Source organism: Pseudooceanicola sp. LIPI14-2-Ac024 (assembly GCF_042188925.1).
GTDB lineage: Bacteria > Pseudomonadota > Alphaproteobacteria > Rhodobacterales > Rhodobacteraceae > Pseudooceanicola.
On the sequence record NZ_CP170102.1, the window covers coordinates 2,164,262 to 2,175,833 of the forward strand.

10 protein-coding genes and 1 tRNA gene are annotated in these 11,572 nt (G+C 67.2%); 6 read left to right on the forward strand and 5 right to left on the reverse strand.

The genetic code is table 11. The annotated features are described in order from the left end of the window. Nucleotides 1-347 precede the first annotated feature (347 nt). The 4 genes from ACE2AC_RS10630 to ACE2AC_RS10645 all read left to right on the forward strand — a co-directional run bounded on the left by ACE2AC_RS10630 (nucleotide 348) and on the right by ACE2AC_RS10645 (nucleotide 3,949). Nucleotides 348-1,481 carry a hypothetical protein gene (locus ACE2AC_RS10630; RefSeq protein ID WP_375686967.1) on the forward strand — a complete coding sequence of 378 codons (1,134 nt, stop codon included), beginning with the start codon at nucleotides 348-350 and terminating at the stop codon, nucleotides 1,479-1,481. Nucleotides 1,482-1,897: 416 nt separating this feature from the next. Then, complete coding sequence (locus tag ACE2AC_RS10635) at nucleotides 1,898-3,373, forward strand: UbiA family prenyltransferase (protein ID WP_375686968.1); 1,476 nt, start codon at nucleotides 1,898-1,900, stop codon at nucleotides 3,371-3,373. Next, on the forward strand, nucleotides 3,370-3,804 hold the full coding sequence (locus ACE2AC_RS10640) for a GtrA family protein (RefSeq protein ID WP_375686969.1): 435 nt from the start codon (nucleotides 3,370-3,372) through the stop codon (nucleotides 3,802-3,804). The genes ACE2AC_RS10635 and ACE2AC_RS10640 overlap by 4 nt, the downstream gene beginning before the upstream one ends. Nucleotides 3,805-3,820: 16 nt before the next feature. After that, nucleotides 3,821-3,949, forward strand: a complete 129-nt coding sequence (locus tag ACE2AC_RS10645) for a hypothetical protein (RefSeq protein ID WP_375686970.1) — start codon at nucleotides 3,821-3,823, stop codon at nucleotides 3,947-3,949. 6 nt (nucleotides 3,950-3,955) lie between these two features. Here ACE2AC_RS10645 and ACE2AC_RS10650 read toward each other — a convergent pair whose 3' ends face one another. From ACE2AC_RS10650 to ACE2AC_RS10670, 5 genes are all read right to left on the reverse strand, one after another. Beyond that, a complete protein-coding gene (locus ACE2AC_RS10650) occupies nucleotides 3,956-5,809 on the reverse strand; it encodes a right-handed parallel beta-helix repeat-containing protein (protein WP_375686971.1) in 1,854 nt (617 codons plus the stop codon). A gap of 816 nt (nucleotides 5,810-6,625) precedes the next feature. Continuing rightward, complete coding sequence (locus ACE2AC_RS10655) at nucleotides 6,626-7,033, reverse strand: hypothetical protein (protein ID WP_375686972.1); 408 nt, start codon at nucleotides 7,031-7,033, stop codon at nucleotides 6,626-6,628. A gap of 473 nt (nucleotides 7,034-7,506) precedes the next feature. Beyond that, nucleotides 7,507-7,583: transfer RNA gene (locus tag ACE2AC_RS10660), tRNA-Arg, on the reverse strand. Nucleotides 7,584-7,660: 77 nt separating this feature from the next. Further along, nucleotides 7,661-8,308: an alpha/beta family hydrolase gene (locus ACE2AC_RS10665; RefSeq protein ID WP_375686973.1), complete on the reverse strand. Its 648-nt coding sequence runs from the start codon at nucleotides 8,306-8,308 to the stop codon at nucleotides 7,661-7,663. A 76-nt stretch (nucleotides 8,309-8,384) separates the two neighbouring features. Further along, nucleotides 8,385-8,696 (reverse strand): ETC complex I subunit, encoded by a 312-nt coding sequence (locus ACE2AC_RS10670; protein WP_375686974.1) that lies wholly within the window; start codon nucleotides 8,694-8,696, stop codon nucleotides 8,385-8,387. A 428-nt stretch (nucleotides 8,697-9,124) separates the two neighbouring features. On the opposite strand from ACE2AC_RS10670, the gene uvrB reads away from it, so the two are divergent. Both uvrB and ACE2AC_RS10680 read left to right on the forward strand, forming a co-directional pair. After that, on the forward strand, nucleotides 9,125-11,320 hold the full coding sequence (gene uvrB / locus ACE2AC_RS10675) for an excinuclease ABC subunit UvrB (RefSeq protein WP_375686975.1): 2,196 nt from the start codon (nucleotides 9,125-9,127) through the stop codon (nucleotides 11,318-11,320). Between the two features lie 4 nt (nucleotides 11,321-11,324). Beyond that, nucleotides 11,325-11,570 (forward strand): hypothetical protein, encoded by a 246-nt coding sequence (locus ACE2AC_RS10680; RefSeq protein WP_375686976.1) that lies wholly within the window; start codon nucleotides 11,325-11,327, stop codon nucleotides 11,568-11,570. Nucleotides 11,571-11,572: the final 2 nt, after the last annotated feature.

Sequence of the window (11,572 nt, forward strand, 5' to 3'; positions counted from 1 at the left end):
GCTATCGGACCCTGAGATTCGCGGAAGGCGGGCAAACGGCCATCGGGATCGGCCAAGGGTGCAACGCGCCCGCCCGCCCCTACCCAAAAGTATAGGCCCCGGCGTGAAACGGCCCCCGACAGGCTGCCTCCGGGCCCGGTTCCGGGTCCTGTGGGGCGCGTGGGGCGGGGTGGCGCAGCGGCGCGATTTGCGGCGTATCGGCACGCACCTACCGGTGGTGACCCGCCATCTCGACCGGGCGCCGATACTCCGAATGGTCAAATCCCATTACCGCGCACCGGGTGGTAGCCTTTTCCACGGCGGCCCACACCACCTGAATGCCTGTCCGAAACGAAACCGGAAACGCCATGAACATTGCCCGCGACTGGAACGCCCCCAAGGATCCGTGGAATGCGCCCATGTCGACGCAGGCCGTTCATTTGCAATTCGCGGCAATGGTGATCTTCCTCGTCGCGGTGGCGGTCTTCTTTCCGATCACCGACGACGAATGGTGGCGCCTGGGGGCTGCAAGGGACCTGCGCGCGACCGGCGCCTACGACTTCTTCTGGCCGCCGCTCAGCGTCGTGCTGCTGGTGGTTAACCCCGCGCTCGACCTTGGCCCGGTGGCGGTGCGCCTGTTCAACCTGGCCCTGACGCTGCCGGTCTTCTACGCGCTCGCCGCTCTGCCCAAGAGCCGGTGGCAGATCGCCCTCCTCGCCCTGATGCTGCCCTACATGGCGCTGGTGGTGTCCACGGCCAGCCAGCAGGGCATGATGATCGCGACGCTCGGCTGGCTGGTCCTGCGGTCCGCGATGCCATGGTGGGGCAAGGCCCTGCTGCTCGGCGCGGGCTACGCCATCAACCCCACGCTGATCGTGCTTGTCCCTCTGGCCTTTGCCGCGCTGGTCCTGCTGCGCCGGGCGCCCTTGTCCGACCTGGGCGCCGCCGGGGCCGCCTACCTGCTGACCATCCCCTGGGCGATCTGGGCCTGGAGCCTGACCGGGGACATCCTGCCCACGCTCTCGGTCAACGGGCCCTACAACCTGTTTCTCGGCAACAATCCCGACCCGCTGTCGCATCGCGGCGTGGGTGAGATCGACGTGGCCTGGCAAGCTCTCGGACTGTCGGGTGCACCCGACTATGGCTCCGCGGTCCGGGCCTACCTTGCCGCCGATCCGGTCGGCTTCGCGGGCAACCTGGCGACAAAGGCCGTGCTCTTCATCGCCCCGGTCGACCACATGCGCTCGGGGCTGGGGGCGGGGTTCGAGGCGATCCTCTTCAGCTATTTCGCCGTGGTCGAGATCGCGCTCTACACCGCCGTCGTGCTGCACCTCCGGCGGCATGGGCCGGGGCGGGCGATGGCCGTTGCGCTCGCCCTCTTCGCCGCGGCCTGGCTGATCTACACCGCGTTCTTCGTCAAGGTCAGGTTCCGCATCCCCTTCGACGCGCTTCTGCTGTTCTGCCTGCTGGCGCCGGAAAGATCGGCGGAGCGGGACAGGTAGGGGCAGGTACTGTCGTGGCGTGTCCCGGGCGTGCGCCGTGACGCGGATCGTGGCCCGGCCCCGTGCCGCGTCCCTCTCCAAAAGGGGTAAGACCCGGGCCGATCAGACAAGTTGCCATGCGGATCCCGGGCCCATATCGTGATCGTCGACGGCTCGAAGACCGAATGTTCCATTCACCGGCAGCGACCATGTCCGGAGGCGACCTTGCTGAACCCGACTGCGGCGCCAGAGCGCACTCTCATCTCCATGGAATGTGACCTCGCGCCTGCCGCCCAGAGTATGGCGACGGTGATGCCGGCCCACGGGCCTTCGCACCGCAGCGCAGGACGCTCCCCAACATCGCACCGCAGGGGAGGGTCGCATCCTTGCGCAACAGCCTGCACCCGGTAGGGGTCTCCGCGCCGTCATCCGCGGCCATGCGGAGCCTGGATTTCGAACCGCGCGAGCATCGGATCGCCGCTCACCCCGAGGCGGATGGCGAGGTTCTCGTCGTCGACCTCGACGGCACGCTCACACGCACCGACCTGTTCTATGAGACCGCGTGGTCTGCCCTGTCCAAGCGCCTTGGCAACATCACCGGGATCGCCCGCGCCCTGGCCAGGGGACGCGCCCACGCCAAGCACCGGCTGGCAGAGCTGGGCCCGATCGACGCGGCAAAGCTGCCCTACAACGACGCGGTGATCGATCATATTCGCCGCTGGCGCGCCACGGGCGGGCGGACGGCGCTCGTCTCGGCCTCGGACCAGCATGTCGTCGATGCCGTCGCCGCGCACCTCGGGCTTTTCGACGAGGCGCACGGGTCGGACGGACGGCGCAACCTGAAGGGCGCCGAGAAGGCCGCCTTCCTGGTCGACCGGTTCGGCGAAGGCGCGTTCACCTACATCGGCGACTCCGCCGCCGATCTCGAGGTCTGGCGCGTGGCCAGCGGCGCCGTCACGGTCGACATCGGCAGCAGGCGGCGCGCGCAGGTCGACTCGATGGGGATCGGGACCGAACACCTCACGACCCACGACGGCCCGTTCAGGCCCGCGCTCCGGGCCATGCGTCCGCACCAGTGGCTGAAGAACCTGCTGATCTTCCTGCCGATGCTCGCAGCGCACCAGTTCGACCTTGTCACCGCGACCCAGGCCTTCATCGCCTTCGTCGCCTTCAGCGTCACGGCCTCGTCGGTCTACCTGCTCAACGACCTTCTCGATCTCGACGCGGACCGCGCGCATCCGCGCAAGCGTCGGCGCCCGCTGGCCAGCGGCGCCCTGCCGCTGGCCACGGGCACTGCCCTGGTCCCGATGTTGCTGGCCGTGGGGCTGGGGCTGTCGCTGCTGCTCGGCCCGCTCTTCCTGGCCGCGATGCTGGGATACTACGCCGTCACGACGGCCTATTCGTTCAAGCTCAAGCGCCTGCTCGTCATCGACATCTGCACCCTCGCCGGGCTCTACACGATGCGGATCATCGCGGGCGGCGCGGCGACCGGCATCCCCCTGTCGATGTGGCTCCTGGCCTTCTCGACCTTCTTCTTCTTCTCGCTCGCCGCGATGAAACGCCAGGCAGAGCTGGTTTCGGGCGCCGCCGCGGGCGAGGAGAAGGCCCACGGCCGCGGCTACCAGGTCGGCGACCTTCCACTGGTCGCGAACATGGCCGTGTCGTCCGGGATCGTGGCGGTGCTGGTCTTTGCACTCTACCTGAACTCGGACACCGTGACGCGCCTTTACGCGAACCCGACACCGCTCTGGGGCATCTGCCTCGTGCTGCTCTACTGGATCAGCCGCATGGTCATGATCACCCACCGGGGCTGGATGCACGACGACCCGGTCGTCTTTGCCGCAACGGACCGGATTTCGCTGATCTGTGGCGGCCTGATGGTTGCGCTGGTCCTGGCCGGAATGATCCTGTGACCCTGGCGGGCCTGACCTTGCGCTATGCCCTCTTCGCTGTCGCCGCGACCGTCGTGAACCTGGCGACGCAGCGACTGGTCCTGTCCCTCGACGACGGCCCGTACGGCTTTGCGCTGGCCGTGCTCACCGGAACCCTCGCCGGGCTGGTGCTGAAATACGTTCTCGACAAGCGCTGGATCTTCTTCGACCGCTCGGCCGGGATGGCGACGCATGGGCGGAAGTTCACCCTCTACACGGTGATGGGCCTTGTCACGACGGCGATCTTCTGGGGGACCGAAACCGCGTTCTGGCTGATCTGGGGCACCGACCTCGCGCGGGAGGGTGGGGCCGTTCTTGGCCTTACGATCGGCTACATCGTCAAGTTCAACCTCGACCGGCGCTTCGTCTTCACCGACAGCGATCTCGTGATCCGGCCGACGACCGCGCCATGATGACCGGTGTGCCCGGGTGGGCCTGCTGACGGCTGTCCCCGATACCGTGGAAGGTCACGACGACGTCACCGCGCACCGCATCCGGCGCCTGTTCCTGGCCGCGACCCCATGCATGCGCGACGGTCAGACCATGCTGCCGACCTGACGTATCTCAGGGCGTCAGGTTCTGGCGGGTCAGTTCCGTCACGTTGCCCTCGAACGCATTGCCGGAGAACCGGACAAACGTGTCGCCGTGGCCCGGGGTGTGGATGTCGACCGCCCGCCCGTCGGGGCGGTCAACCCGGACGAAATTGTCCTCGATCCGGTTGGGCTCGGCCCAGTCGGGGCGCCAGTCGCGGCCCGTGGCGTCGTCGATGCGAAAGGCGTCCCCCGCGCCGCCGAGGATGACGTTGTCGCGGACGACGTTGCTCCAGCCTCCGTTGATCCCGATCCCCGCGACGTTCCGGTCGAGCCGGTTGCCGATCACAGACACGCCGCTGGCCCGGCCGTCGAGGTAGATCGCCCAGCTGATCGGCGAAGGCCATTCATCGACGTTCTCGTAGCGCGCGGGCCAGAAGGTGCCGTCGGGCCGCGCCATCAGCTGGTCGGTTCCGGTGATGACGTTGTAGCTGACCGAGGCATGGAGCGGGGTCGACTGCGTCCCCATCAGCTTGATCGCACCGCCGTCGCTGGTCAGCCGATTGGCGTCGCGGATGACATTGTGCTCGATCACGATGTGGCGGCTGGCATCCTGCGCCTCCCAGATCGACCCGCCGGCGATCGCGAACTGTGCGGCGCCCGCGATCTCGTTGTGCATGACGCGCAGGTGTTCGACCGCCTGGAAGGTGATGCCCGCCCCCTCGAAGTAGACACGCCCGACGTCGTGGATCCGGTTGCAGAGGATCGCCCCGCGATCCGACCGGCCGAAGGTGCCGTATCGGGTGCCGAAATAGATGCCGTTCCCCGCCACGTGGGAGATGTCGTTGTCCGAGATCACCACGTCCGCGCTTTCCGCAACGTGGATGCCGACGCCCACGTGCTCCAGCCGGTTGCCGGCAATCAGCGCCCGCTGTACGCCCTCGAGCCGGATCGCCCCGTAACCTCGGGTGTCGGTGCCCACCTTGCCGGTGCCCTCGGGCGCGCCCTCGCGCAGCTCAAGCCCGCGCACCACGATGTCGGACGCGCCAGAAAACCGGAAGAACGTCGGCAGGTGCGCTGCGATCATGCGCGCACCCTCGGGGGACGATCCCGGCTCGGGGATATAGTGAATCCGCCCGGCTGCGGCGTCGAACCACCATTCGCCCGGCGCATCCAGGAACGCCTCTGCCCCGGCCAGGAAGTAGCGACTGCCGACGCCGGTGAAGAAGTAGTTCGTGCCCTCGGTGCGTACGACGCCGGTGGCCGCATCTATCGCGGTCACGGGCAAGGTGTCGCTGCCCCATTGGGTGCCGGGAAAGAAGCCGCCGACCACATGGGCCGTGACACCTGCCAGGTCGTCGAGAGGAGGGAGGTCGCCCGGCCGGGTCTCGAAACGCGTGTTGCCGGTCCAGCTCTGACTGTCATCGGGCGGCGCGACAAAGAGCCATCCCTTTCGCGGATCGCCATCGACGGGGCGATCGGGATGCCGCGCCTCGGTCTGGGGAACGCCGTCGCGGAACAGCGCGCGGACACGCGACCCGGCACCGGGATCGACGGGCGCGGACCAGCGCCCGTCGCCCTCGGGCACCCAGCCCTCGACCACAGCGCCGCCGAAAATCACCGGCCGCTCGCCCTCGGCCGCGACGATGGAGAGGCCCGCGTCCCGCGCATCGAATACCACCGGTGCGCGCAGCGTGTAGCGCCCGCCCCGCACGATGATCCGGTTCGGGCCCAGGCGGTCACGCGTGGCGTCCCGCGCCGCCTCGAAACTGGCCTTGGGTCCGTCGCTGCGGTCCGGCAGTGGATCGGGCCGCCGCCCGCTCCAGCCGTCATCGCCGTGGGGCGAGACGTAGACATCCGGTCGGTCGGGGTCAAAGCTGTCGGACAACGCGCCCGTGGCAGGCAGAAGCGGCAGGAGCGCGACAAGCCACGACGCAAGCCGCGCGGCGGACCGCGGGGGCGATCCGGTACGGCGGCGGCGGAAGAGACACGGCGAAACCCGATCGCCCAGGCCCATGATCCAGTCCTTTCTGCTGTCGCAAAGCGGACCGGACACGGCCAACCAGCAAACGATCGCGGTGACGTTTCGGCGTATTCGGTTTCGGGTGGCCGGCGCTGCAAGGCACCACAGAACTACGGGTGCAGGATCGAAGCTGTCGTGTTGCCCTGCCAAGCACCTCCCCCGCTCATCGGCAATGTCCCAGAGGCTGACGGGGGTATGTCAGACCTCTCGATGAACAGTCAGCTTGACCATCAGCGCCGGCCAATCCTGGAGGAAAGATGGGGGTCCCCTCCAGAACCTGAATATCCCTTGCCGCACCGAAACTACCACGCGGCCCGACCACCGGCACGTCAGCAATTCGGATGTCCCGGCGTGGCACCTTCTCCGAAAGTGGAAGGCGGGCGAAGGATTTGTAAGATCGCGGGCATTGACCATACGCCAGCGACTAATGCGCCGGGGCCGAATTCCGGGAATGCCGCCGTATCGGAAGCGCCGCGCCATTTGCCGATCGCACCGGCCCGCATTACGCCGATCACGCGATCCCCGAAGGGCATGAAGGCGCATTCCGCATTTGGCAGGCGCGGCTCCTCCCCGCGCGGTCCGCGACGCCGCCGGCGCTCGAGTGAATGTCCCGAGGACCTTCTCCCTCCAACCGGGAACAGCACGCATCGACCGGCACCGCGCCGCCCGTAACGGCCCGTGTCAGCTGACGATGCGGTCCCTGAGGACAGGGTCGAGGTCGTTGTCCGGAATGATCGTGAACACGATGTGCGACGCGCCCCGCGCCGCGCCTTTCTCGGTCAGGCGCAGGATCGCGCCCAGGCATCGGCCCTTGCGGCTCTGCTCGCGGCACTTGGCCTTGAGGATATCCCGCGTGAACGTCTCGATCGGCGAGACCAGGAAGTTCGGGGTGAAGATCTGGGCAGAGGTCAGGTTTCCGAGCAGCCACAGCGCTTCCCGCGCTGAGACCGCGACGGTTTCATCGGGCCCAAGCTCGTTCTCGAAATTGCCAGCCTCCACCGGCGTGGCCGCGGTAAAGACAAAGGTAAAGCCCGCGCTTTCCATACCTGCGCTCCAAGCGTCGTACAGTCCCAAGACCCGTTCTTGCATCGTATTCACGGAGTTTTATCCTCAACTGACGCAGGTGCGATGACTTCGCTTATGAGCAACGGGCAAAAGCGCCCATGCAGCGTCAAGTTAGGGTAAACTTGATAAATAAATGGTTAATAATTTGTCACACCGTTAAGCAATTCAGGTGTGTTTTGCCCGCCCCCGCTCAACCAATTGGCACCCGGAAACCGGCACGCCGCAGCGTCCCATCCGGCCCTGCCGCTCCCCCGAGACAAATGCCTCGAAAGCGGCCACTCACCACCTGTCGCCCGTCCCGCGACTGATCTTCAGGACAGCGACCAGTCCGCCGTCGCGGCGCGACGCGGGACATGCGCCCATAATACCGCAATGAGCGAAAAAATGCTCGTCAAAACTCGGCGGAAGCAGTGCCCTGCGATCTGGGTGGACCTCGGCGGCATTCGACCGGCCTTCGACACGTCTCTCTGAGCCAAACGCGAAGGGTCGGGTCAGCATGGCGATCCCTTGAGGACTCGAACCCCAAACCTGCTGATTAGAAGTCAGCTGCTCTATCCAGTTGAGCTAAGGGACCGCTGCGGCCTGCTTACCCAGCCCGCGCGCCCCTGCGCAAGCGAAACCGGGCGGCAGGGCGCGCCGCCGCGCTTCGGACTAGCGCCCCGGCAGGGACTGCGCCCACCCGGCCACCACGGCGCAAGCGCCGGCAAGGTGATCGTCCAGCGTCCTGCCGGTCATCCGCTTGCGCGGGCTGAGGTCGTGGTCGCCATCCTCAAGCCATTCCAGTCGGACCTGCGGCGACAAGGGGTAAGCGGCCACCTCGTCCTGCGTGCCGAACGGGTCGCGTGTGCCCTGGCAGATCAGGGTCGGGCAGGTGATCGTCGCCAACTCGGTGCCGCGCAGTGTCTCGGGCCGTTTCGGCGGGTGGAACGGAAAGCCGAGGCAGACAAGCCCCGCGACCCGTCCCGCGTCGAACAGCTCTTGCGCCGTCATGCAGGCGATCCGCCCGCCCATCGACTTCCCACCGATGACCAGCGGGCCGTCGCAGGCCAGCGCCTCGATCGCGGCCATGTACTCCGGCACCAGCGTCTCGACCCGCGGCGGGGGCCGCTTCGGCCCGCCGTGCCGCCGCGCGGCCATGTAGGCGAATTCGAACCGCGCCACGCGCAGGCCGCGCCCGGCCAGCCCCGCGGCGACCGTGTCCATCCACGGCGTGTCCATGGTTGAGCCCGAGCCATGCGCAAGCAGGATCGTCACCCGCCCCGGCCCGTCGCCGTCGATCAGGAACTCCACCGCGTCCATCGCGCACTTCCCTTCCGGACATGACAAGGGCGCCCGCAGGCGCCCCGTTGGATACCGAACCGTCTGAACCGGGCGCTCAGTGCGTCCAGGCCCCGCGGCGGTTGGTGGCAAAATTCTCGCCGTAGCCGGCCGGGCGCACGTTCGGCTTGCGCACGTGGGGTTCGGTCACCACCGCCTCGATGCCGTTGTCGCGGGCATAGTCCAGCGCGGCTTCCTTGCTGTCGAAGCGCAGGCGCACCTGGGCCTGGGTGTCCCCGGAGGACGTCCAGCCCATCAGCGGATCGACCTCGCGCGCCGAGTCGGCGGCGAATTCCAGCACCCACTGCTTTGTCCGGCCGGTGCCGGATTGCATGGCGGTCTTGGCAGGGCAATAGATACGTGCGGACATCGAACACTCCCGGAAAGTCGCGGGATTTATGCGGAATAACCTCTCCCGCGGCAAGACCCAATCCGGGGGCGCGCGGCAGGTCCTGGCTGTCTATCCGCGGTTTCTTGGGGAGCGAGGGGATGATAGAACCGGGACAGACAGCCAGTTCCGCTGCATGCAAGTCCAGTCTAGGAAAAGGAATTTTCACTTCGCAAGGCGGATTTTCCGACCCTCCGGTCAAATGGGTCACGAAAACTTAACCATTTCAACACTCTACCTCAGATTGCAGAGCCCGCGCCTGTGTCGGCGAAAAAGTTGACCCGACGTAAAAGTAAGCAATTCTGCCCCAAACGACTGCTGAACACACGCTGTCAGCAGCGGTCCCGGTCCCCCCTTGCACTTCCCCGCCCCGGACACACATCATGGGCTGAACCAATCCGCGAGTCCCGATGCCCCCGCAAGACGCCGACGCGCTGCCGATGATGCACGCCCCCGCCCCCGATGTCCGCACCCGCGAAAAGCTCGAGGGTGGCAAACGGCTGGTGATGAAGACCGAGTTCTCGGCCGCGGGCGACCAGCCGACCGCAATCGCCGAACTGGCCGGCGGCGTGACGGAGGGCGAGCGCGACCAGGTCCTCCTCGGCGCGACCGGCACCGGCAAGACCTTCACCATGGCCAAGGTGATCGAGGAGACGCAGCGCCCCGCCATCATCCTTGCGCCCAACAAGACGCTGGCGGCGCAGCTTTATGGCGAGTTCAAGGGCTTCTTCCCCGACAACGCGGTCGAGTATTTCGTCAGCTACTACGATTACTACCAGCCCGAGGCCTACGTGCCGCGGTCGGACACGTATATCGAGAAGGAATCTCAGATCAACGAGCAGATCGACCGGATGCGCCATTCGGCCACCCGGGCGCTGCTGGAACGGGATGACGTGATCATCGTCGCCTCGGTGTCGTGCATCTACGGTATCGGCTCGGTCGAGACCTACGGCGCGATGACGCAGGACCTGAAGGTCGGCGGCACCTACGACCAGCGGCAGGTGATCGCGGACCTCGTGGCCCAGCAGTACCGCCGCAACGACCAGGCGTTCCAGCGCGGTTCGTTCCGGGTGCGCGGCGACAGCCTGGAAATCTTCCCCGCCCACCTCGAGGACCGCGCCTGGCGCATGTCGTTCTTCGGCGAGGAACTGGAGAGCATCACCGAATTCGACCCGCTGACCGGCGAAAAGACCGACACGTTCGAACAGATCCGGGTCTATGCGAATTCCCACTACGTGACGCCGAAGCCGACGATGCAGCAGGCCATCGTGGGCATCAAGAAAGAGCTCCGCCAGCGGCTCGACCAGCTGGTTGCCGAGGGCAAGCTGCTCGAGGCGCAACGGCTGGAACAGCGGACCAACTTCGACCTCGAGATGCTGGAGGCCACCGGCGTCTGCAACGGGATCGAGAACTATTCCCGCTATCTCACCGGCCGCGCCCCGGGCGAGCCGCCGCCGACGCTGTTCGAATTCATCCCCGACAACGCCATCGTCTTCGCCGACGAAAGCCACGTCTCGATCCCGCAGATCGGCGGCATGTACCGGGGCGACTACCGGCGCAAGTTCACCCTGGCCGAACACGGCTTCCGCCTGCCGTCCTGCATGGACAACCGCCCGCTGAAATTCGAGGAATGGGACGCGATGCGGCCGCAGTCGGTCTACGTCTCGGCCACGCCCGGCAACTGGGAACTGGAACAGACCGGCGGCGTCTTCACCGAACAGGTGATCCGCCCCACCGGCCTGATCGACCCGCAGGTCGAGATCCGCCCGGTCGAGATGCAGGTCGACGACCTCCTCGACGAGGTGCGCAAGGTCGCCGCCGACGGCTACCGCACGCTGGTCACGACGCTGACCAAGCGGATGGCCGAGGACCTGACCGAATACATGCACGAACAGGGCATCCGCGTCCGCTACATGCATTCCGATATCGACACGATCGAGCGGATCGAGATCCTGCGCGACCTGCGGCTCGGCGCCTTCGACGTGCTGATCGGGATCAACCTGCTGCGCGAAGGCCTCGACATCCCGGAATGCGGGCTGGTGGCAATCCTCGACGCCGACAAGGAGGGCTTCCTGCGCTCCGAGACCTCGCTGATCCAGACCATTGGCCGCGCGGCGCGGAACGCCGACGGGCGGGTCATCATGTATGCCGACCGGATCACCGGCTCGATGGAGCGCGCGCTGGCCGAGACCGAGCGCCGCCGCGAGAAGCAGGTGGCCTACAACATCGAACACGGGATCACCCCCGCCACGGTGAAGAAGAACGTCGAGGATATCCTGGCCGGGCTCTACCAGGGCGACGTGGACATGAACCGCGTCACCGCCACGGTCGAGAAATCGGTCGCGGGCGGCAACCTGCAGGCCCATCTCGACGCGCTCCGCGACGACATGCGCAAGGCGGCCGAGAACCTGGAGTTCGAAGAGGCCGCGCGCCTCAGGGACGAGATCAAGCGGCTGGAGGCCGTCGACCTCGCCATCCACGACGACCCGCTGGCGCGCCAGCAGGCGGTCGAACGGGCGGCGGACGAGGCGGTGAAAGGGCGCGGGCGATCAACAGCAGGCCGCCCCGGCCAGCGCGGCGGCAACGTGAAGCGGCGGAAACGCTGAGCGGGTGACCGAGCTTGAGGCCACGCACAGCCACCTCTACCCGGGCGCGACCGGGCGGGCGCTGGCAGAACCTGCGGACGGGCCGGTGGTGATCCGCTTCTCGGACGGCAGCAGCGCGACCGGCACGCTCGATGGCGACCGCCTCGCCCTCGGTGCCTACACCACGACCGCCGGCACCCGCGTCGCCCCCAGGGCCTTCCGCCTCGCCTTCGACCCGGCGGGCGGCTTCCGCGTCACGGCCCGGGCCTGAGG